The sequence below is a fragment of the Ulvibacter sp. 2305UL32-6 genome (assembly GCF_058148545.1).
Window position 1 is genome coordinate 287,030 of sequence record NZ_JBYVKA010000002.1, and the last position, 22,583, is coordinate 309,612.

Genomic DNA, 22,583 nt, shown 5'->3' on the forward strand with positions numbered 1-22,583 from the left:
TTTATATTCGTATTTAAAGTTGAGCCTTGAATATTTCTTACCCATTCGATCCAAAATTAAAGCATCATATTATTATCGCCCTCGCCCTCGCGCTGTGGATCTTTGTATTTCTTTTTGCCACCGAGCCACTTGACATCAATGAATTAAATACTTCTGAAAAATTGATGTTCTTACCTGTTTATGGACTAGTTGGAGCAATTGCTTATTTACTCCAAATGCCTTTTCAACGCTGGTTATATAACCGTAATAAGCATTGGTTGTTAACTCATGAGCTGATTTTCTTCGGAACTTTTATTCTGTTTGGCGGGATCATTGCTCGTCTTGTTTATCTAAACCTTATTGTTCCTAACGAGCCCAATCCGTATACCCTTACTTACTTTATTGGCAGCCTTTATCTTCCCACAATGTTAACCATTTTGCCTATCGTGGTTGCTGGACGATGGGCCTTCGGAAAATATAAAAACAAAAAAATGGAAGATCAAAAGATCGAAATTGAAGGGGAAGGTACCTACGAAGGACTTCGCTTACTATGGAATGATCTTATTTCGGTTAAAGCCGACGACAATTATATTGAAGTTTCATTTCTAGATGGCCCTGTTTTAAAGAAACAACTTATTCGGAATAAGCTCTCAGTAATTTCCGAAGCATTCCCCGAACTCTTACGAACACATCGTTCTTTTCTTATAAATCCGTATCATTTTCGGCAATGGAAAACACAAGCAGGTAAACCATTTATGACTTTGAGCAATGGAATTGAGGTGCCTGTTTCCAAAACATATACACAACAGGTCAAAGATCGGCTACAACTCGCCACAAAATAGGTGTATTTCGCCCCAAACCACTGTATATATTGGTCCCGTTGGTTTTTCTGAAGTAGGTTTGCTCCAGAAGAAATCACTAAAACCAATACCATGAAAACACTATTTATTCTATTTGCGGCTACCTTTTTTACTACGCTTTCACTTTACTCTCAAGCTGAAGGTCAAAAAGAACTCTACATTATTGGCGCTATGCATGGCGTTCCAAAAATTGTAAAGAACAGCTACAAACCGATGCTTAAAAAAGCATTGAAATATGATCCTCAGGCCATTTATGTGGAAGCTCCCATGCCAAATGACACAATAAGCTGGGAATACCTTAAAAAGGGTTGGTCTAAAGGCTATCAACGTTTTTATGCGCTTTCAGATAGTTTGCGATCGTCATTCGACTTTGATACAAATACCTTTAATACGTTATTAAAAAATGACTTCGCTTCCATGTCTCCAGCCGATCTAGACTATTTGATCTCTTCTTTTGGTTATCTACGCGATAACGCAAACCATGAATTCTATACCTACATCAAAAAATATGGTGTTGATGGTTCTAAAGTCCCTACACGCTATGAGGACGGCGATCTAACGGCAAAATTAGCCCTAGCACAAGGAATTAAACGACTCCAAGGGGTAGATGATCAGCAAACAAACAAAGAATTTCACGACGCATGGAATGCCTGTTTAAAAGTAGCACAGCCAACTGGTGATAATGCGATTAACCAAAAAATGAACAAAAAACAATACAACAAAGCAATACTACCGAGCATCTTAGGAAACCTAGGGAGCTATGTGAATTCTAAAAAATCATTAGAACGTCTACATAAAAGTGCTTCCTTTAGGTTTACGCAGAATGATCTGCCAGAATGCCTAGAAGGAACGCGTTATTTTGATGAGCGCAATGAACGCATCGCCAAAAATACGGCTCAAAAGATCATGAACAGCGATGCACAAAAGAGCGTCCTGATCATTGGTGCAGCTCACGTGATAGGGTTAGTGGAAGAATTCAGAAAGAATTATCCAAATATTCGTATCAAGTTAATGGACGACAGTATTTAGTCTTCGTACTAAATTATTTGTGTCTAGAACGCAAGGTTTTCTCTACATCACGTAGGTGAAAACCTTTTGCTTGTAGTAAGATCATAAAGTGGAATAAAAGATCGGCGCTCTCATTTAAAAAAGCGAGATCGTTGTTATCCTTGGCTTCTATGACAACTTCTACAGCCTCCTCTCCTACTTTTTGAGCAACTTTATTGATGCCTTTTCGAAATAATGATGCAACATACGAATCAGCATTTTCCTTATTATCCTTACGATCTTCGATCACATCTTCTAATTTAGATAAAAACCCGAATGACGGTGCATTTCGTTTCCCCCAGCAGGTATCGGTTCCTTTATGACAGGTGGGGCCTTGCGGATTTACACGAACGAGCAACGCATCTTGATCGCAATCTACTTCCAAAGAGACCAAATTCAGAACGTTGTCGCTCTCCTCTCCTTTGGTCCAAAGGCGCTCTTTTGACCGACTAAAAAATGTTACTTTTTCAGTCTCAAGTGTTTGTTTTACCGCCGCTTCGTTCATATAGCCCAGCATTAACACATTTTGGGTGATAGCATCTTGAACGATCGCAGGAACGAGTCCATCTTGGTATTTTTCAAAATTAATTTTCATAGTACTTGGTTTAAATTCGCACAGGAATTCCCTGTATTTTTAATTCATTTTTTAATGTAGCAATGGCTATTTCTTTAAAATGAAAAACACTGGCAGCCAAAGCCGCATCAGCCTTTCCATCAAGGAACACTGCTGTAAAATCTTCTATTTTGCCTGCACCTCCAGAGGCAATCACAGGAATATTTACTGTTTCCGTAAGTATTGCCAAAGCCTCATTTGCAAATCCATTTTTAGCGCCGTCATGATCCATTGAAGTGAATAAAATCTCGCCTGCACCCCGTTCTTCCACCTCTTTGGCCCATTCAAATAGCGTATAGGTACTACGAGTTTTTCCTCCTCTTACAAAAACTATCCACTCTCCGTTTATAAGTTTGGCATCAATAGCCACCACGATGCACTGTGACCCAAAAGCTTCTGCTAGTTCGTTGATCAATTTTGGCCTTTTTACTGCTGAAGAATTTACCGCTATTTTATCGGCGCCATTTTTTAGCAATATGGAAACATCTGATACAGAAGAAATTCCACCTCCAACAGTAAATGGAATATCGATAGCTTCAGAGACTTCCAAAACTAACTTAGACAAGGTTTTCCTACCTTCTTCCGTAGCAGAAATATCTAGAAAAACCAGCTCGTCGGCTCCATTTTTCGCATAAAAAGAGGCCAAGGCTACGGGATCGCCTGCATCTCGTAAATTTTCAAAATGAACCCCTTTTACGGTTCTACCGTCCTTGATATCGAGACAAGGAATAATTCGTTTAGCTAGCATTAAGAATAAATTTTTCAAGTTGTTTTAAAGAAATACGGTTTTCATAGATCGCCTTGCCAATAATTGTTCCTTCGCAGCCCAACGAAGCCAATTTTGGTAACTCAGCAAAAGTTGAAATCCCGCCCGAAGCAATCAATTTGATATTTTTTGTTTTAGAGAGAATTCGTTCGTAAAGGGTAAAAGATGGACCTTCTAGCATTCCATCTTTACTGATGTCGGTACAGATCACGTATTCAATTCCTTCGTGCACATATTGATTAATAAAGGGAATGAGATCTTCTTGACCTACTTCGGTCCAACCACTCACAGCAATTTTTTCGTTCAATGCATCGGCGCCTAGAATGATCTTTTTACTTCCGAAGCGATCCAACCAACGTAAAAACATTTCACGATCCTTAACGGCGATACTGCCGCCAGTTATCTGGCTCGCCCCGCTTTCAAAAGCAATACGAACATCTTCATCTTGTTTTAATCCGCCGCCGAAATCAACTTTTAGCTTAGTTTTTGATGCGATCTGCTCTAAGATAGCATGATTGACAATTTGCTTACTTTTTGCTCCATCTAGATCGACCACATGAACATATTTCATACCATGCGCCTCAAACATTTTGGCTACCTCTAACGGATTCTCATTGTAAACTTTCTTGGTGTTATAATCACCTTTTGAAAGTCGAACACATTTTCCATCGATAATATCAATTGCTGGTATTATTCTCATATTATAGCTTTAAAAAGTTTTGAAGTAGTATAGATCCTGCTGCACTACTTTTTTCGGGATGAAATTGAACGCCGTAGAAATTATTTTTTTGCAAAGCCGAACTGTAGCGCAACTGATAGTTTGTGCTTGCAATGGTATCTTCACAAAGCGGAGCATAGAAACTGTGCACGAAATACATAAATTCGCCTTCTTTGATTCCTTCAAACAGTTGTGAGCGTAATGGTTTTAAGGTATTCCAGCCCATTTGCGGTACTTTTACTTCCGAAGAAAACTTAATGACGTCAACATCAAAAATTCCTAAACCTTTGGTTTCGCCTTCTTCGGAATAATTACAGAGCAGATGCATCCCGAGACAAATGCCTAAAACAGGCTGTTTTAACTGCGGAATAAGCGTGTCGAGGTTGGTAGCTTTTAACTTCCGCATTGCACTAGCTGCTTCACCAACGCCCGGAAAAATAACCTTATCTGCCGAAGTAATTTCGTTAGCATTACTGCTCAACACGGCTTGAAAACCCAAGCGTTCAATAGCGAATTGAATGCTTTTAATATTTCCCGCACCATAATCAATAATTACGATCTTCATTATAACATTCCTTTGGTAGTTGGTAAAATCATTTTCTCAGTATCGCGCTTCACTGCAGCCTTTATCGCCTTAGCAAATGCTTTGAAAATTGACTCGATCTTGTGATGTTCATTAGTTCCTTCAGCTTTAATATTGAGATTGGCTTTGGCACCGTCGCTAAAGGATTTAAAAAAGTGAAAGAACATTTCAGTAGGCATTTTACCGATCATTTCACGATTGAATGTAGCGTCCCAAACAAGCCAGTTCCTGCCTCCAAAATCGATCGCAACCTGTGCTAGGCAGTCGTCCATGGGTAAACAGAAACCATAACGTTCAATACCTAGTTTATTTCCCAACGCTGCTGCAAACACTTCACCTAAGGCAATCGCAGTGTCTTCAATGGTGTGGTGTTCATCGACTTCTAAGTCGCCGGTAACATTTATGGTCAAGTCCATGTTACCATGACGTGCTAACTGATCTAACATATGATCAAAAAAGGCAATGCCCGTATCAATTTCACTTTGTCCGGTACCATCAAGATTTAGTTGAATTGAAATATCAGTTTCATTAGTTTTACGGACTAACGTGGCAACTCGACTTTTTAACTTTAGAAATTCATAGATCTGTTGCCAATCGTTTGTTTCCTTAACGATCACGGCATTGAGTTCTTCTCGCTTTACCGTAATTTCATTTGTTCCTAGGTGGGTTTCATCATTGATAAAAATGCCTTTAGCTCCCAAATTTTTGGCTAGTTCCATATCTGTGAGGCGATCGCCAATGACGAAAGAATTTTCCAGATCATAGGCTGGTTCAAAATACTTTTTCAGCAAGCCTGTCCCAGGTTTTCGTGTATCAGCATTTTCATGTGGGAACGTTTTATCTAAATAAACTTCAGAAAAAACAACCCCTTCATGTTCAAACGATTTCATGATAAAGTTATGCACCGGCCAAAAGGTGTCTTCTGGAAAGGCCTCGGTGCCTAGACCATCTTGATTGGTGATCATCACCAACTCATAATCTAGTTCATTTGCGATCTTTCCTAAGTAAGTAAAGGCTTTTGGATAAAAGATCATCTTTTCAAAAGCATCGATCTGCTCGTCGGCTGTTTCTTTGATAATGGTTCCATCGCGATCAATAAAAAGTACTTTTTTCATGAATTTAGATTTTTTAGTGTTTTAATGAGTTGGTTGTTTTCTTTGGAAGTTCCCACTGTGATCCGTAATGTATTTTGGCAAAGTGGTTGATTACTTCGGTTACGTACTACAATATGGTTTTTAATGAGTTGTTGATACCGTCTCTTTGCATCATCAACCCGAATGAGTAAAAAGTTGGTGTTGGAAGGATATATTTTTTTGACAAATCCCAAAGATTCAAGCGATACTATAAGGCGAGAACGTTCCGAAAGGATTTTTGAAACTTCATCGGCAACCCCTTCGAGTTTTTGCAATCTCGCTACGGCCTGTTGTTGTGTCAATTCGTTTACGTTATAAGGAGGTTTTATTTTGTTCAGTACTGCAATAATTTCTTCCGAAGCAAAACAAATTCCCATTCGTATTCCCGCCATACCATAGGCTTTAGAGAGTGTTTGTGTCACCACGAGATTTGGATATTGCGTGAGTTGATCAATCCAACTTCCGTTCGTGGCAAAGTCGATATACGCTTCATCTATGACTACCAAACCATTAAATTTATTGAGTAATTGTTTTATTTTTTCTTCGGAAAATAGATTTCCTGTAGGATTATTTGGTGAACAGAGAAACAGCAGCTTAGAATGCTCATCCTGGGCTTTAAGTATTTTATCGATATCGGGCTCAAATTCATTTGTAAGCTGTACTTCACGATTCTCTACATTATTGATGTCTGCTAAAACCTTGTACATTCCATAAGTAGGCGGTAATGTGATGCAATTATCGACTGCAGGCTCACAAAATGCGCGGAATAAAAGATCGAGTATTTCGTCACTCCCATTACCAAGCAATATTTGTTTCTCCTGTACCTTTTTTTGTATTGAAAGGAGCTGTTTTACGTTTTTCTGTTGCGGATCGGGATAGCGGTTTACGCTAGTTTCAAAAGGGTTTTCATTGGCATCCAAAAAGATCATATCAGACGAATTCCCTTGAAATTCGTCACGTGCCGAGCTATACGGTTTTAATTTGGCGACATTTTGCCGAACCAAAGAAATTAAATTAAAGTTGAGTTTTTCCATCTCTGATAGCTTTTAGGCGCAGGGTCACTGCATTTTTATGAGCATCTAAGCCTTCGGCGGCAGCCATAAGTTCAATGGCATTACCAATTTTTTCCAAACCGGGCTGTGTTACTTTTTGGAAGGTGATTGCTTTTAAAAAGCTATCTAAATTCACACCACTATATTGTTTGGCAAAACCATTTGTAGGCAGTGTATGATTGGTCCCTGAGGCATAATCCCCTGCGCTTTCAGGTGTATAATTACCGATAAACACGGAGCCCGCATTTTGAATATTATCTACAAAGTAATTTGTGTCTTTAGATACTACTATAAAATGTTCTGGCGCATATTGATTGATAAAATGTAAACTCCTTTCCTTGTCGGAAAATTTTATAAAACGTGCATTTTCAAGCGCTTTTTGAGCGATGGTTTTCCTTGATAAACCTCTTACTTGTGCTGTGATCTCGCCTTGTACCTGTGTTATGATTTCTTCGGAAGTTGAAACCAAAACCACCTGGCTATCGGCGCCGTGCTCTGCCTGACTCAAAAGATCGGCTGCAACGAATTGAGGAACCGCAGTTTCGTCTGCAAAAACAAGCAATTCACTAGGTCCTGCTGGCATATCGATCGCTAAACCGTAATCGAGAGCCTTTTGCTTGGCTGCCGTCACAAATTGATTTCCTGGACCGAATAATTTATATACCGATGGAATTGTTTCAGTTCCGAAGGTCATAGCAGCAATAGCTTGAATTCCGCCAACCTTATATAATTTGGTAACACCACATAACATTGCTGTATATAAGATCTCGGGCGCTATTTCTCCCTGTGTATTGGGTGGCGTGCAAAGAATAATTTCAGCACAACCTGCAATTTTGGCTGGTATTGCTAACATCAACACCGTTGAAAATAAAGGTGCAGTGCCGCCTGGAATATATAATCCAACTTTTGATATAGGTCGTTTTTCTTGCCAACAGAAGACACCTTCTGTGGTTTCTACTTCAATTTTAGGACGCTGCTGAGCGCTGTGAAATTTATAGATATTCTCTTTAGCAAGGGCAATAGCATCTTTTAAGTTTTGGGGTATTTTCTGAAATGCGAGATCTATTTCTGCTTGAGAAACCTTTAAATTATCGATTGAAACCCCATCAAACTCTTTAGTGTATTTTTTTAATGCACCGTCTCCTTGCTCTTGTACATTTCGGAACACATCATTGACAATGGAATTTAGCGTCGTGGTGTCCTGTGAAGGTCGTTTTGTAAGGCTAGGCCATTTCTTTGGTAATGGATTGAAGATTGTCTGCATAAGCTTATTATAAAACCATTTTTTCAATTGGACTTACCAAAATACCTTCGGCACCCGCTTGTTTTAATTTGTCGATCACATCCCAAAAAACGTCTTGATTCACAACTGAATGAACACTACTCCATCCCGCATCGGCCAGTGGAAGCACTGTTGGACTCCGCATTCCGGGAAGGAGTGAAAAAATCTCATCAAGCTTTTCATTAGGCGCGTTAAGCAGGACATAGCGAGAATTTCGACCTTTAAGAACAGATTGTATTCGGAATTGGAATTTGTCTAAAATGCTCTGAATTTCTTTGGAAATAGAAGGAGAAACGGCCAATACGGCTTCACTTTGCATAATTACTTCTACCTCTTTTAAATTATTCTTAAACAAGGTGCTTCCGCTACTAACAATATCGCAGATTGCATCTGCAAGTCCGATATTAGGTGCAATTTCAACACTTCCATTAATTATGTGTAAATCTGCTTTGAGTTTGTTTTGCATAAAATACCATTGCGTGGTATTTGGATATGAGGTGGCTATTCGTTTGTTTGCTAAATCTGAAATTCCTTTATAGGCTACATTTTTCGGAACAGCCAGAGAAACTCGACATTTAGAAAATCCAAGCTTTTGCATTATGGTTATGTCGCTTGCTTTTTCAAAAAGAATATTTTCACCTAGGATGGCACAATCAACTACCCCGTCTTGAAGGTATTGCGGAATATCACCATTCCGAAGATAGTATACCTCCATTGGAAAATTTGAAGCATTGGCCTTTAATTGATCTCTTCCGTTGTCAATAGAGATTCCGCAGTCTTTAAACAAACGCAATGATTCATCGTGTAACCGACCTGATTTTTGAATAGCAATTTTTAATTTTTTCATAATTTGATTTTTAGGCATAAAAAAAACCCGCTTGATTGCTCAAACGGGTTTTGATATAGTTTATAATATACAACTATCAAAGCACCTCGCTGGAGCGAAGGAGTTCAATGTGATGATGTACATTTTTTGTTCTCATGTCTTGGTACAAAGAAAGTGAAAAAAAATAATACATCTTAAAAAATCATGTTAATTTAACTCTTGTCTTACACGATAATTTTATTAGATTTGTCTACTATCCCCACATAAATCGTAACGTGTTAGTTTACAGCGGATTTTTGTTTAATGAAAAATTTTTTTACAGCATTAATGGTCTTTCTAGTCTGGTCTTTTTTTGGACTTTGGCTTTATTCTTGGTTAGACCCATCTACTAAAAATATAACTGCACAAATTGAAAGTACAAATTCTGATTCAACCAATTTGAGTAGTGAACCAGAGGTTCAGAGAAAGCAAGAAAAGGAAGCTACATTTAAAAACGAACTAATTATAGATAGTACCTTGGTTTCAGAAACGAAGCCTACCATAATAAATATTGAAGAGCACGGCTTAAAGGCGATCACAGAAGATGGAGATCTTGTTTTTCATTATAAAGATGGAATTGAAATTTCGAAAAACTCTAGGCGTTTAAATGTTTCAAGCAAATTATCTGGGTTTTCAGATGAAATATATAATCATCTAATTCGAAATCCAGATAAGGAAGTGCATGTAATTTCGTTATATAGTGTAAACGAAAATAACGAATCACCTAATTTGGGTATTCAAAGAGGAAAGGAAGTAAAAAGGCTATTGCAAAAAGCTGGAGTTCCTTCAGAAAAAATAGTTGTAAAATCGGTTATTCAAGATATTGATTTTGAACCTAATAACATAGCTAACAATACTTTTAGTTTTGCTTTTAGACGTCTTGACCAGTCTAGAATTGATTCAATTGTTCCCGAAATACCAGACGCTATTGTAGTTTATCCTGGTTTTCAAGGTGCTCGAATTATTGAAAATTCTAATCTAAAGAATCTTGTGGAGCAAATACAAGTTGCAATGAACCAGAATCCAAATATTTCTATTGAAATAATTGGTCATACCGATAATATTGGAGCTGCTTCAGAGAATTACAAATTAGGCTTAGATTTTGCACGTCAGGTTCGTTGGTATTTAATTTCGAAGGGAGTCATTGACGAAGAAAATATTAAGGCAATCTCAAAAGGAGAATCTGAAAGTATCGATACAAATAACACAAAACGTGGCCGTGAGGCAAATCAACGAATAGAAGTCGTTTTTTATTAAATATGCAGGAATTCACAGAGTTTATTAATCAGTTACCCAATATGGCCGGTATTTTTATGCTGATGCTAAGTACCTTCCTTATCGGTTATTTTTCGTCTTTGTGGATGCAAAAAGACGCCTCTCGCAAATTAATCAATCGATTAAAAGGCGAAGTAAACGCCTTGAAGACCAGACCACATGTGAACGATATCGAAACTATTTTTACTGAAATTAAACCGAAAATTGTCGCAGTTGTTAAAGAAACGCAAGAAGCTATTCAAGATAAGGCCGTAGTTGCTGAAAGAAACGCTGCAAAGGTTAGTAATAGCATTATTACATATAATAAGCAAAAACCAGCTTTAAATTATGACAGCTTCGGAATAGCTATAAGATCGGAACGCGATGATCTCACAAAGATCAATGGTATTGGCCCATATATTGAAGAAAAATTAAATGAGATCGACATTTATACTTTTAAACAATTAAGTAATTTAAAAGAATCTGATATACGTGTGGTAACCGAGCTGATCGACTTTTTCCCTGGTCGTATTGAACGCGATGATTGGGTGGGTCAAGCCAGAGCCCTTATTCAAGTGAATTAACCTTACAACTTCCATATGACACTTAAAACCCTTGATTGGATCCTAATTATTTCCTTTTTTGTTATTTTCTTAATCATTGGTTTGGTGGTTGCAAAAAAATCTGGAAAAGACACCAAAGAGTTTTTCCTTTCTGGACGCAATATGCCATGGTGGCTCCTAGGTATTTCTATGGTGGCTACCACTTTCTCTGCAGATACACCCAATCTTGTTACAGACATTGTGCGACAGGATGGCGTGTCGGGAAACTGGGTATGGTGGGCATTTTTAATTACAGGAATGCTTACAGTATTTGTATATGCAAAGCTTTGGCGTCGCTCTAAAGTCTTAACCGATCTCCAGTTTTACGAGTTGCGGTACAGCGGGAAGGAAGCTGCATTCCTACGAGGCTTTCGAGCCTTGTATTTAGGTGTTTTTTTTAATGTAATGATCATGGCCACCGTTTGTCTGGCCGCGATCAAGATTGGAGGAATCATGTTTGATCTAGCTCCTTGGGAATGCGTACTCTACGCCTCACTAGTGACAGTGGCTTATAGTTCGTTTGGCGGGCTGCGTGGTGTGATCTTTACAGATTTTTTACAGTTTATAGTTGCTATGGTTGGTTCTATATGGGCGGCCATTTACATCGTAAATATGAAAGAAATTGGAGGTCTTAATGCCCTTCTTACTCACCCAAACGTTGCCGATAAATTAAATTTTCTTCCCGATTTCAGCGACACAAAATCGCTCGTTGTTCTTTTAATAGTACCAATAGCCGTTCAATGGTGGAGTGTTTGGTACCCTGGGGCGGAACCTGGAGGAGGCGGATATATTGCTCAACGTATGCTTTCGGCTAAAGATGAAAAAAATGCCATTGGCGCAACCCTACTCTTTAATATAGCACATTACGCGCTTCGACCATGGCCATGGATTATTATAGCTTTAGCCTCTTTGGTTTTATATCCAAATTTATCAGATATTGGGGCTGAATTCCCAAATGCAGTTATAGGTCATGATCTCGGATATTCTGCCATGCTTACAAAATTACCTCCGGGACTATTAGGTATTGTGATTGCATCATTGATCGCTGCATTTATGAGTACTATTTCAACCCATTTAAATTGGGGATCTTCTTATATCGCCTTAGATTTCTATAAGCGTTTTTTAAAGCCAGCCGCGTCAGAAAAAGAACTCGTAGCCGTTGGACGTATATCTACGGTACTATTGATGGTATTTGCAGCTGTGATCGCACTCTTTCTCAGTAACGCCAAAAGTGCTTTTGAGATATTGTTACAAATTGGTGCCGGAACAGGTTCTATTTTTATTCTTCGATGGTTTTGGTGGCGTGTTAACGCCTATAGCGAAATTACCGGTATGATTGTCTCCTTTTTCTTAGCGCTCTTTTTTGAGTTTGTAGACTTAGGACTCGAGGGCCATGAAAAACTGATCTATGGTGTCTTAATTACCACAGCAAGCTGGATCATTGTGACTTTGGTCACTCGACCGACCGACACACAAACTTTAGCAAAATTCTATAATCAAGTTACTCCTTACGGTCGCGGCTGGTCTCCTTTTAAAAAGATTGCAAGAGATCAAAATATTCCGTTAGAAAAAACTAACGATGTATTTACAATTGATTTGGCGTCCATGCTCTTAGGGATTGTTTTTGTCTATACATCTCTTTTTGCAACTGGATATTTTATCTATGGAAATGTGCTAGGTGCTGTTATCTTAATATCGATTGCCATAATAAGCGCCTTAGTCATTTTTAAACTATGGAAGTATAAATCTAAGAAAGCCAATTAATTAATTGCTAATAGGTAAAAAAAAAGACCGTTTCGGGAAAATCCGAAACGGTCTTTTTTTATTACAATAAAACGTTTAATTATCTCCTAAGATCAGTGGCAAACCACTTTCACCGCCACCAATAACAATAACCTTTGTATTAGGTGATTCGGCTAATTTTAAAGTAGCATCGATTCCTTTATCTTGTAAAATCTTATCGGTTAAGGACGCGCTTAAAATTCTGTTCGATTCTGCTTTACCCTCGGCTTCAATTATTACTTTTTCTGCTTCTTTTGCAGCTGTAACTAATCTAAACTCATATTCTAATGATTCCTGCTCTTGTTTTAACTTACGCTCAATTGCGTCTTTGATCGTATTTGGAAGTGTTACATCACGTACTAATACTTCATTTAATTGTACATATTGGTTATCCAAGATCTTTTTAGTTTCCTCAAAGATCTCATCCTGAATAGCATCACGCTTACTCGAGTATAATTGCTCTGGAGTATATCGTCCTACCACACTACGCGCTGCACTGCGAATAGACGGCATAATAACACGTTCTAAATAATTTTCACCTAAAGATTGATGTAGATTTCCTAATTGATCATAAACTGGCTCGTACCAAGCCGAAGCATCGATCTGGATCTCCAAACCGTTAGAAGATAGCACCTTCATTTTTTCAAACAATTCTTGCTGACGAACTTCGTAGATGATGACCTTATTCCAAGGAGCAACTAGGTGAAATCCTTCGCCAAGTGGCGGTCCATCGGTGACAACACCATTATCAAATGTTTTATACAGTACGCCCGCTTCCCCTGATCCAATCGTTACAGCCGATTTTGCCACCACTATGATGAGCAAAATTGCTATGATGATTACGGGGATTCCAATTTTTGGTAATTTTTCCATGTGTTATTCTTTTTTATTTTAAATTAAATAAGTCCGTTATATTTTCTGATAAACCATTCCGAAGCTAATACGAGAACGATCAAGGCAAGCAAATACTGCCAATCGATTAAAGGTACCACTTTTTGTTCGCTTTTTTGAATTGATTGATAGCGTTGATCACTTACCAGCGAATCAATTAAATTCTGCAGCTCTGAAGTATAAAAAGCTTTCCCCTGTGTATTAGTCGCCAAACGATTCAATTTAGTTACGTTAGCATTTAAAAATTGTTGTTCAACATTAAAGTCGAGAATAGTAAAACTACCACTTCGTGCAACTGCTTCATTTTGAACAGATACCGTATAAGTATATTCACCAGCGGGAAGACTGTTTAGATCAACTTCATAAAAATTATTTTTCAGCAGCAATGGAAAAACGGTTTGAGAATCATCGGCCGAATTAACAACGTTGATATTCAATGAAGCTCTATTGTCAAAGACATAATTTTGATCAAAATACTGAGCAGAGATTTTTATGGGGTTGTTATTGTAATAAAATGTCTCATTACTTACCTCCAGCCTACTTCGACGCTTATTTGAAGCCAGATATTGCACAAGTTTTCCTATAAAATCATCGAATGCAATAAAGTCCTTATTCGCCACAAACGACTGTGCTCGCCATTTCCAAAGGCCTTCGCCATCCCATAATGCATCACGCTTCCCATTTAACTCCATGGTTGTAAGCATTGGACTGTCTGTAATAAAATTTTGGATCGATTGCTCTAATAATACCTCATGCGGAATGTTAACCGAAAGGTCACCGAACAGTGTTTTAAGCGGAGGAAGATCATCAAAACCTATATCTTCAATGGCAAACGTCCCGTAGTTTAGATTCAATGTTCCTGAAACCTCTTCAGATTGGCCCGAAGCTGTTTTTTGATAATTGGTCTGTACCCTATTCAAAAAGTTCCAATCAGTTTGAAGCCCCGTTAGTACCAACGTGTTTTTTTTAAGCTTTTCTACTTCGGAAAATATTGCGGAAAAACTTCGGTCTGGTTGATACAAAATCACTAATTGACTTTCGTTCAATTCTGAAATTGCTTCGCTTGATTTTTTCACCGAAAAACGTCGCTGCTCGTTACTAGTGATCGCCTTTTTTAAAGCTCCTAAGTCTGGATGAATGATCTTGCTTACCACAAGAACATTTGTCGCTTGGTCAATAACCTCAACAGCAAATCGCTTGGTATTATTTACTTTATTTTTTTCACGCTCTAAAGGTGTTAATTGTGCTGTATAACGCTGTAAGCCTACACTTGACGCTGGGAGAGTAAATGCTAGTGTTTTTGTATTTTCCTTTTCTGAAAAAGATACATTTTGTCTAAATATGACAGCGCTGCCTTGAGTCACCACAAATTGCGAGTCAGCCTCACCAACGCCGCTATATACGAGAATTACTTCAACAGGAAATTGATTCTTTAAAAAAGCGTACCTATTAGTATTAAGTTGTTCTATTTTTAGGTCGGTATAGTGAATAGAATCGCCTAAAATTAATGGATATATCTGGTTTTTAAGGATAGATCCTGTAAATTCATAATCACTCCCTAAAGTTTGATTTCCATCTGAAATTAGCAATGTAGGTGCGGTTTGATCTTTGTAAAGATCATGTACCGAGGTCAAAGCTTTAGTGATATTGGTGTTTTTTTCTAAAAAGGATAAACTATCTAGCTGATCGAAATCACTTCCGAAGCGAAAAAAGGAAATATCAAACTTGTTATTCAAAACTTCATTGGTTTGAAGCTCGTCTATCATACTTAAGACAGTTGCCGTTTGATCCAATTCTTTGATAGAACTGCTATTATCAACTAAAACTGGTAATTTAGGTTTTACAATCGTATAACTTTCACTTTTAAATTTCGGATTGATCAGGAGCAATAAAATAGCAAACAAACTTATAAATCGCAGTGCACCAAAAAGCCAGCGAAGATTGCCTTTATACTTTGGCTTATAACCATACATAAAGACAGCCAACCCAAGCGAAACACAGGCGGCAATGACAATATATAAAATGGTTTCTGGAGACATTAAAAATACGATTTACAATGTACGAGTTTGAATGGGGTGTATAAAAACGCCTTCGACATTCTAAAATCGTCTGGCTTAATTACGTAAGCATTCCGCCGTCTACATTTAGTACCTGACCCGTTACATATGAAGACAACTCCGATCCTAAAAATACACACATATTTGCGATATCTTCAGGAGATCCTCCACGTTTTAACGGGATGGCATCACGCCATGACTGCACGGTTTGTTCATCTAATTTGCCTGTCATTTCAGTTTCAATAAAACCAGGAGCAACGGCATTACAGCGAATATTTCGTGAGCCCAATTCTAAGGCAACCGATTTAGTAAAGCCTAAAATACCTGCTTTTGAAGCCGCATAATTTGTTTGGCCAGCATTTCCTTTGATTCCAACCACAGAGCTCATATTTATAATAGAGCCTTTGCGTTGCTTTAACATGGCGCGTTGAACCGCTTTAGTCATATTAAAAACCGATTTAAGATTGACCTCAATAACCGTATCAAAATCGGCTTCAGAAATACGCATCAAAAGGTTGTCTTTAGTGATTCCTGCGTTATTGATTAGAATATCAATACTGCCAAATTCTTTTAGTACGTCTTCGGCTAGTTGTTGTGCCTGATCATAACTCGCTGCATCACTTTTATAAGCTTTTACTTTAATGCCATCTTTGGAAAGTTCGTTAGCTAGTGCTTCGGCGGCTTCGGCAGAAGAATTGTAAGTAAAGGCAACATTTGCGCCGTGTTTCACATACGTTTCAACAATACCTTTTCCAATACCGCGGCTTCCTCCGGTGATAATTGCAGTTTTTCCTTCGAGTAATTTCATATAATTTGTTTTTGATGCGTTTATCAAATATAAAAAAAGCCCTGCTAAATAAACAGGGCTTTTGTCTTAATATTTCCTTCTGAAGTTATCCAAGAACCTCAGCTACTTTCTTTCCTATTTCAGCGGGTGAATTCACAACATGAATACCACATTCGCGCATGATCTTTTTCTTAGCTTGGGCAGTATCGTCACTTCCGCCAACGATAGCTCCTGCATGACCCATTGTGCGACCTGCTGGTGCGGTTTCACCTGCTATAAAACCAATGACTGGTTTCTTGCTACCACTATTTTTGTACCATAACGCAGCGTCGGCTTCTAGTTGTCCACCAATCTCACCGATCATCACTACTGCCTCTGTTTCACTGTCATTGATCAACATTTCAACAGCTTCTTTGGTTGTAGTTCCAATGATGGGATCTCCACCAATACCAATAGCTGTGGTAATTCCAAGACCTTGTTTCACCACCTGATCTGCCGCTTCATAAGTAAGTGTACCAGATTTTGAAACGATTCCAACAGTTCCTTTTTTAAATACAAATCCGGGCATGATCCCAACTTTTGCTTCACCTGGCGTAATTACACCTGGGCAGTTAGGGCCTACCAAACGACAATCTCTATCTTTAATATAATCGGCTGCTTTGATCATATCTGCAACAGGAATCCCTTCTGTGATCGTTATAATAACTTTAATACCTGCATCTGCAGCTTCCATGATCGCATCTGCAGCAAAAGCTGGTGGCACAAAAATAATGGTAGTATCAGCACCAACTTGTTTTACAGCTTCTTCTACTGTATTAAAAACAGGTCTATCTAAGTGAGTTTGTCCGCCCTTACCTGGAGTAACACCTCCAACAACATTGGTTCCATACTCGATCATTTGACCGGCGTGAAAGGTACCTTCACTTCCTGTAAAACCCTGTACAATTATTTTTGAATCTTTATTGACTAATACGCTCATGTGTATTGCTTATTTATTTTGAATGATTTCTGAAATGTTTGCCTTTAAAAGCCATGCAAAGATACTTTTTTAGACTTGTTTACAAAAAGAATTTAGACTTTAACCCTGTGATAGGATTTTTGTGTGTCATCCTTGTCTGTAGCAGGCTGGCTTATTTGATATCCACGGTATAATTTTCCGTCCTTTACCTCCCATATCACAATAAAATGGGCAATTCCGAGCTCTTCATCAGGATTTTCGATGGTTTTTACGTAATACTTATAACGCATGGTAACGTGGCCATCATCTTCTAAAAGATGACTTACTTCAATTCGTGTATCGGCATACGTTCGTCTAATTTCAGTAAAGAAATTTGCAATGTCATCAAAATGCATGATCGTTAACCCATCAGCACTATTCCATATAAGAACCAAATCTTTATGAAAATATTGATCCAAGGCAAGATCATCCCCTAAAAGGTCTGTCTTATAAAAGTTTTTAACGATCTCTTTAGCGGTCATACTCATTATAGTTTGTCTAGTTTGTCAATTATATCAGGGATAAGGCGAATAGATGCCAATTCTTTATATTTTTTTCTGAAATCATCTGCCGGAGTGCCAAAATATGATTTATGTCCGTCGAGCGACTTGCTCACACCACTTTGCGCAGAAATTACGGCTTTTTCACCAATGGTTACTCCACTAGTAATGCCAACCTGCCCCCAGATAGTTACAAAATCTTCAATAACCACGCATCCTGCAATGCCCACTTGGGAAGCTATTAAACAACGCTTACCTATCACAGTATCGTGCCCTACATGTACCTGATTATCTAGTTTAGTGCCTTCTCCTATAGTTGTGGCTGCCGAAACACCCTTATCGATTGTACACAAGGCGCCTATGTCAACGTTATCTTCAATTATCACCTGGCCTCCACTAAGCAATTTGTCGAATTTTTCAGGACGGTTTTTATAATAGAAAGCATCGCTTCCCAGTACACTGCCTGAATGGATCGTTACATTGTTACCTATAACTGTATTATCATAGATACATACATTAGAATGTATCACACAATCATCACCGATAATCACATTATTACCAATAAAAGTATTGGGTTGAATGACCGTATGTGTACCAATTTTGGCGGAGTCGGCAATAACGGCGCGCGCAGGTTCAAACGGACGGAAATGCTGTGTTAATTTATTAAAATCGCGAAAGGGGTCATCTGAAATCAAAAGGGCTTTCCCTATAGGACAAACAACTTCCTTATTTATAAGGATGATAGTTGCCGCCGACTGCAACGCCTTATCGTAATATTTGGGATGATCAACAAAGACAATGTCTCCAGCGGTCACCACATGAATCTCGTTCATACCCAATACCTGAAAATGCGCATCACCAATATAATCGCAATTAATGATACGTGCAACATCTTCTAAATTTTGAGGTATTTGAAATTTCATTTGATCTATTTATTCTTTGATACGTTCTTGATACTGACCTTTCTCCGTATCGATCTTTATTTTGTCTCCTTCATTAATAAATAAAGGTACATTAACCTCAGCTCCGGTTTCAACTTTTGCTGGTTTCGTTGCATTGGTTGCTGTGTTTCCTTTAACCCCAGGTTCGGTTGAAGTAACTTCCAAAATCACATGAGCCGGCATTTCAACAGATAAAGGTGCATTGTCTTCGGTGTTGATGATAACCGTTACAACTTCGCCTTCTTTCATAAGTTCTGGAGTATCTAATGCTTCTTTTAACAAACGGATCTGTGAGTAGTCTTCAGTATTCATAAAGTGATAAAATTCACCTTCGTTGTACAAATATTGAAACTTATGGGTTTCAACACGAACGTCGTCTATTTTATGGCCTGCAGAAAATGTATTGTCGATCACCTTTCCACTGGTAACACTCTTTAATTTTGTTCTTACAAATGCAGGTCCTTTCCCTGGTTTTACATGCAAAAACTCTATGATTTTATATATATCGTTATTGTACTTGATGCACAATCCTTTTCTAATATCTGAACTTGTAGCCATATGATTGTCCGCTATAGCGGGTAATTAATTAGTATTAAATTAGTTGGAACTGAAATATCCTTTCATGATACCACGTTTCGAATTTTTTATAAACTGAAGGATCTCATCACGCTCTGGTGTTGCTTCCATCTCGGCTTCGATGATTTCGGCCGCCTGACTATTATTATAATTTTTTTGATAAAGAATTCTGTATATGTTCTGAATTTCTCTGATTTTTTCGGGAGAGAACCCTCTACGACGTAAACCAATAGAATTTATTCCTACATATGAAAGAGGCTCTCTTGCTGCTTTTACAAAAGGCGGAACATCTTTTCGAACTAACGAACCTCCTGTTACAAAAGCGTGATTTCCGATCATACAAAACTGATGTACGGCAGTCATTCCTGCTAAGATAACGTAATCTCCAATGGTGATGTGTCCTGCCAAGGTGCTATTATTTGAAAATATACAATAGTCTCCAACAAAGCAATCATGTGCAATATGACAATACGCCATAATAAGGCAGTTTTTACCGATCACAGTCTTACCGCGATCTACCGTTCCGCGGTTAACAGTTACATATTCACGTATCGTTGTATTATCGCCTATCTCGGCTGTTGTTTCTTCGTCTTGAAATTTTAGATCTTGAGGTATAGCTGAAATTACTGCCCCTGGAAAAATATTACAATTCTTCCCAATGCGTGCACCTTCCATGATGGTAACGTTTGAGCCAATCCATGTGCCCTCACCTATCACCACATTATTATGTATGGTTGTAAACGGTTCTATAACAACATTTTTAGCAATTTTTGCGCCCGGGTGGACGTAAGCAAGTGGTTGGTTCATTTATACGTTTTTAGTTTTAACAATTTGCGCCATTAACTCGGCTTCCGTGACCAATTTGTTCCCAACATACGCATTTCCCTGCATATGTACAATGCCACGACGTATAGGTGTAATCAATTCTAGATTAAAAATTAAGGTGTCACCTGGATTTACTTGTTTTTTAAATTTTACATTATTGATCTTCATAAAGAAGGTCAGGTAGTTTTCTGGATCTGGAACCGTGCTTAAGGCAAGTATTCCTCCTGTTTGCGCCATTGCCTCTACTATAAGCACTCCCGGCATTACCGGAGCTCCTGGAAAATGTCCTACAAAGAAAGGTTCGTTCATGGTAACATTCTTTAAACCAACCACATGCGAATCACTTAATTCTAAAATCTTATCAACCAAAAGAAAAGGTGGCCTATGTGGCAACATTTCCATGATGGCATTAACGTCTTTTACAGGTTCTTTATTTAAATCGAACGTAGGAACTTTGTTCCTATTCTCTATTTTTATCAACTTAGACAGCTTTTTTGCAAACTGGGTGTTAATATAATGTCCCGGTTTATTAGCTATGACCTTTCCGCGAATACGTGTACCTATAAGCGCAAGATCACCTATTACATCTAAAAGCTTATGGCGGGCTGCTTCATTAGGATGATGCAACGTAAGGTTATCTAAAATTCCATTTGGTTTTACCGAAATTTTATCCTTTCCAAAGGCATCACGAAGTTTTTCCATGGTTTTAGGCGACAACTCCTTATCTACATAAACTATAGCGTTGTTAAGATCACCTCCTTTAATAAGGCCGTGTTCCAAAAGCATTTCTATCTCATGTAGAAAGCTAAACGTACGTGCTGCTGAAATTTCATTTTTAAAGTCTGATATATGCTTTAAGGTCGCATTTTGCGTGCCCAAAACTTTTGTTCCGAAGTCAACCATAGTAGTAACTTGGTATTCGTCGGAAGGAATAATAGTAATTTCACTTCCAGACTCTTCGTCTATATAGTTTATGACCTCCTTTACAATATATTCTTCCCGCGCAGCGTCTTGTTCTACAATTCCGGCTTTTTCTATAGCTTCCACAAAAAACTTTGAAGACCCGTCCATGATAGGCGGTTCGGAAGCATTGAGTTCCATGATACAATTATCGATCTCCATACCTACTAAAGCTGCTAAAACATGTTCGGAAGTCTGTATTCTAACCCCTAATTTTTCTAGATTGGTACCTCGTTGTGTATTAACAACATAATTGGCATCTGCCTCTATCACAGGTTGGCCTTCTAGATCAACGCGAACAAATGTGTAGCCGTGATTTTCTGGGGCTGGTTTAAAAGTAAGGGTGACTTCCTTTCCTGTATGCAATCCCACACCCGTTAACGAAACTTCATTCTTGATGGTGCGTTGTTTTGTTGGTTGATCACTCATGGTTTGCATTTTTTTCTAAGGTGTTAAATCGTTTCATAATATCTGGAAGATTTTTAAAATGAACATAGCTCTTATTATAGTCGCCATAATTGAATGCTGGAGAACCTTGTAAGGTTTCATTGTCTTTTAAATTGCGTCCAATACCACTTTGGGCTTGTATACGCACATTGTCTCCTATGATAAGATGCCCAACGATTCCTACTTGCCCGCCAATCATACAGTTCTTCCCTATCTTGGTCGAACCTGCAATTCCGGTTTGAGCGGCAATAACAGTATTTTCGCCAATCTCGACATTATGTGCGATTTGAATCTGATTATCTAGTTTCACTCCTCGACGAATTACAGTTGACCCAAGGGTTGCTCTATCAATGGTGGTTCCTGCTCCTATATCAACATAATCTTCGATGATCACATTACCAATTTGCGGAACTTTTTTGTATTCTCCTTTTTCATTTGGTGTAAAACCAAAACCATCTGCGCCCACAATACAACCGCTATGAATTACACAGTGATTGCCAATTACAGATTCAGAATAGATCTTTGCTCCTGCAAAAACAACACTGTGATCACCAATTGTAACATTATCTCCTATATATGCATTTGGAAAAATTTTGACATTCGCTCCTATAGTAACATTATCCCCAACGTACGAAAATGCACCCAAATAAATATTCTCACCATAGGTTGCGCTCTCTGAAATAAAATTGGGTTGTTCAATGCCTGTTTTATTCATCTTCACTTGATTGTAATATTCAAGCAATTTTGAAAAAGCCTTATATGCATTCTCAACGCGTATTAAGGTCGTTTTTATAGAATGTTCTGGCACAAAGTCTTGGTCCACAATCGTTATGGACGCGTTGGTGTCATAAATATAGTGAGTGTATTTAGGATTTGCTAAGAAGGTAAGGCTTCCAGCGGTACCTTCTTCAATTTTTGAAAGTTTTGAGACTTCAACAGATTCGTCTCCATCTACTTCTCCTTCGAGTATACCTGCGATTTGGGCTGCCGTAAATTTCATTATATAGGTTTGTTATTTAACACCAAGCGCCTTCTTCCGCAGTGGGAGACCGAATAATGACACATT

The 22,583-nt window shown here is 38.3% G+C and carries 23 protein-coding genes; 5 read left to right on the plus strand and 18 right to left on the minus strand.

All coding sequences use genetic code 11. The features are described from left to right. Positions 1-26 precede the first annotated feature (26 nt). Positions 27-821 (plus strand): LytTR family DNA-binding domain-containing protein, encoded by a 795-nt coding sequence (locus ACY2RU_RS07090; protein WP_490137737.1) that lies wholly within the window; start codon positions 27-29, stop codon positions 819-821. A 90-nt stretch (positions 822-911) separates the two neighbouring features. Beyond that, positions 912-1,868, plus strand: a complete 957-nt coding sequence (locus ACY2RU_RS07095) for a DUF5694 domain-containing protein (protein ID WP_490137738.1) — start codon at positions 912-914, stop codon at positions 1,866-1,868. A 13-nt stretch (positions 1,869-1,881) separates the two neighbouring features. Here ACY2RU_RS07095 and hisIE read toward each other — a convergent pair whose 3' ends face one another. The 8 genes from hisIE to hisG are packed head-to-tail and all read right to left on the minus strand — an operon-like array spanning position 1,882 to position 8,880. After that, the gene (hisIE, locus tag ACY2RU_RS07100) at positions 1,882-2,481 is read right to left on the minus strand and encodes a bifunctional phosphoribosyl-AMP cyclohydrolase/phosphoribosyl-ATP diphosphatase HisIE (RefSeq protein ID WP_490137739.1); all 600 of its coding nucleotides are present in this window, start codon (positions 2,479-2,481) and stop codon (positions 1,882-1,884) included. 10 nt (positions 2,482-2,491) lie between these two features. Beyond that, positions 2,492-3,247 carry an imidazole glycerol phosphate synthase subunit HisF gene (gene hisF, locus ACY2RU_RS07105; RefSeq protein WP_490137740.1) on the minus strand — a complete coding sequence of 252 codons (756 nt, stop codon included), beginning with the start codon at positions 3,245-3,247 and terminating at the stop codon, positions 2,492-2,494. Next, positions 3,237-3,965 (minus strand): 1-(5-phosphoribosyl)-5-[(5-phosphoribosylamino)methylideneamino]imidazole-4-carboxamide isomerase, encoded by a 729-nt coding sequence (gene hisA, locus ACY2RU_RS07110; RefSeq protein ID WP_490137741.1) that lies wholly within the window; start codon positions 3,963-3,965, stop codon positions 3,237-3,239. Before hisA ends, hisF begins: the two co-directional genes overlap by 11 nt. 1 nt (position 3,966) lies before the next feature. After that, positions 3,967-4,548 carry an imidazole glycerol phosphate synthase subunit HisH gene (gene hisH, locus ACY2RU_RS07115; protein ID WP_490137742.1) on the minus strand — a complete coding sequence of 194 codons (582 nt, stop codon included), beginning with the start codon at positions 4,546-4,548 and terminating at the stop codon, positions 3,967-3,969. Then, positions 4,548-5,681 (minus strand): bifunctional histidinol-phosphatase/imidazoleglycerol-phosphate dehydratase HisB, encoded by a 1,134-nt coding sequence (gene hisB / locus ACY2RU_RS07120; RefSeq protein WP_490137743.1) that lies wholly within the window; start codon positions 5,679-5,681, stop codon positions 4,548-4,550. The genes hisH and hisB overlap by 1 nt, the downstream gene beginning before the upstream one ends. Beyond that, positions 5,678-6,733, minus strand: a complete 1,056-nt coding sequence (gene hisC / locus ACY2RU_RS07125) for a histidinol-phosphate transaminase (protein WP_490137744.1) — start codon at positions 6,731-6,733, stop codon at positions 5,678-5,680. The genes hisB and hisC overlap by 4 nt, the downstream gene beginning before the upstream one ends. Then, positions 6,714-8,015 carry a histidinol dehydrogenase gene (hisD, locus tag ACY2RU_RS07130; protein ID WP_490137745.1) on the minus strand — a complete coding sequence of 434 codons (1,302 nt, stop codon included), beginning with the start codon at positions 8,013-8,015 and terminating at the stop codon, positions 6,714-6,716. Before hisD ends, hisC begins: the two co-directional genes overlap by 20 nt. Before the next feature lie 7 nt (positions 8,016-8,022). Next, positions 8,023-8,880: an ATP phosphoribosyltransferase gene (gene hisG, locus ACY2RU_RS07135; RefSeq protein WP_490137746.1), complete on the minus strand. Its 858-nt coding sequence runs from the start codon at positions 8,878-8,880 to the stop codon at positions 8,023-8,025. 282 nt (positions 8,881-9,162) lie between these two features. Here hisG and ACY2RU_RS07140 point away from each other — a divergent pair, with 282 nt between their 5' ends. Genes ACY2RU_RS07140 through ACY2RU_RS07150 form a run of 3 tightly spaced genes read left to right on the plus strand, consistent with a single transcriptional unit; the run spans position 9,163 to position 12,518 of the window. Beyond that, positions 9,163-10,155, plus strand: a complete 993-nt coding sequence (locus ACY2RU_RS07140; protein WP_490137747.1) for an OmpA family protein — start codon at positions 9,163-9,165, stop codon at positions 10,153-10,155. Between the two features lie 2 nt (positions 10,156-10,157). Continuing rightward, positions 10,158-10,736, plus strand: a complete 579-nt coding sequence (locus ACY2RU_RS07145) for a helix-hairpin-helix domain-containing protein (protein ID WP_490137748.1) — start codon at positions 10,158-10,160, stop codon at positions 10,734-10,736. Between the two features lie 15 nt (positions 10,737-10,751). After that, on the plus strand, positions 10,752-12,518 hold the full coding sequence (locus tag ACY2RU_RS07150) for a sodium:solute symporter family protein (RefSeq protein WP_490137749.1): 1,767 nt from the start codon (positions 10,752-10,754) through the stop codon (positions 12,516-12,518). A gap of 75 nt (positions 12,519-12,593) precedes the next feature. Here ACY2RU_RS07150 and ACY2RU_RS07155 read toward each other — a convergent pair whose 3' ends face one another. The 10 genes from ACY2RU_RS07155 to lpxD all read right to left on the minus strand — a co-directional run bounded on the left by ACY2RU_RS07155 (position 12,594) and on the right by lpxD (position 22,517). Continuing rightward, complete coding sequence (locus ACY2RU_RS07155; protein ID WP_490137750.1) at positions 12,594-13,409, minus strand: prohibitin family protein; 816 nt, start codon at positions 13,407-13,409, stop codon at positions 12,594-12,596. Positions 13,410-13,432: 23 nt separating this feature from the next. Further along, positions 13,433-15,466 (minus strand): VWA domain-containing protein, encoded by a 2,034-nt coding sequence (locus ACY2RU_RS07160; protein ID WP_490137751.1) that lies wholly within the window; start codon positions 15,464-15,466, stop codon positions 13,433-13,435. Positions 15,467-15,545: 79 nt separating this feature from the next. Beyond that, complete coding sequence (gene fabG, locus ACY2RU_RS07165) at positions 15,546-16,292, minus strand: 3-oxoacyl-[acyl-carrier-protein] reductase (protein WP_490137752.1); 747 nt, start codon at positions 16,290-16,292, stop codon at positions 15,546-15,548. 85 nt (positions 16,293-16,377) lie between these two features. Continuing rightward, entirely contained in the window at positions 16,378-17,250 is an 873-nt protein-coding gene (sucD, locus tag ACY2RU_RS07170; RefSeq protein WP_490137753.1) for a succinate--CoA ligase subunit alpha, read from the minus strand. A 92-nt stretch (positions 17,251-17,342) separates the two neighbouring features. Next, positions 17,343-17,750 (minus strand): nuclear transport factor 2 family protein, encoded by a 408-nt coding sequence (locus tag ACY2RU_RS07175; protein WP_490137754.1) that lies wholly within the window; start codon positions 17,748-17,750, stop codon positions 17,343-17,345. 5 nt (positions 17,751-17,755) lie between these two features. Then, on the minus strand, positions 17,756-18,691 hold the full coding sequence (locus tag ACY2RU_RS07180) for a UDP-3-O-(3-hydroxymyristoyl)glucosamine N-acyltransferase (RefSeq protein WP_490137755.1): 936 nt from the start codon (positions 18,689-18,691) through the stop codon (positions 17,756-17,758). A 9-nt stretch (positions 18,692-18,700) separates the two neighbouring features. Beyond that, complete coding sequence (efp, locus tag ACY2RU_RS07185) at positions 18,701-19,267, minus strand: elongation factor P (RefSeq protein WP_490137756.1); 567 nt, start codon at positions 19,265-19,267, stop codon at positions 18,701-18,703. A 39-nt stretch (positions 19,268-19,306) separates the two neighbouring features. Continuing rightward, on the minus strand, positions 19,307-20,092 hold the full coding sequence (gene lpxA, locus ACY2RU_RS07190; RefSeq protein ID WP_490137757.1) for an acyl-ACP--UDP-N-acetylglucosamine O-acyltransferase: 786 nt from the start codon (positions 20,090-20,092) through the stop codon (positions 19,307-19,309). Then, complete coding sequence (locus ACY2RU_RS07195) at positions 20,093-21,499, minus strand: bifunctional UDP-3-O-[3-hydroxymyristoyl] N-acetylglucosamine deacetylase/3-hydroxyacyl-ACP dehydratase (RefSeq protein WP_490137758.1); 1,407 nt, start codon at positions 21,497-21,499, stop codon at positions 20,093-20,095. It lies immediately after the preceding gene. Next, a complete protein-coding gene (gene lpxD, locus ACY2RU_RS07200) occupies positions 21,492-22,517 on the minus strand; it encodes a UDP-3-O-(3-hydroxymyristoyl)glucosamine N-acyltransferase (protein ID WP_490137759.1) in 1,026 nt (341 codons plus the stop codon). Before lpxD ends, ACY2RU_RS07195 begins: the two co-directional genes overlap by 8 nt. Between the last annotated feature and the right edge of the window lie 66 nt (positions 22,518-22,583).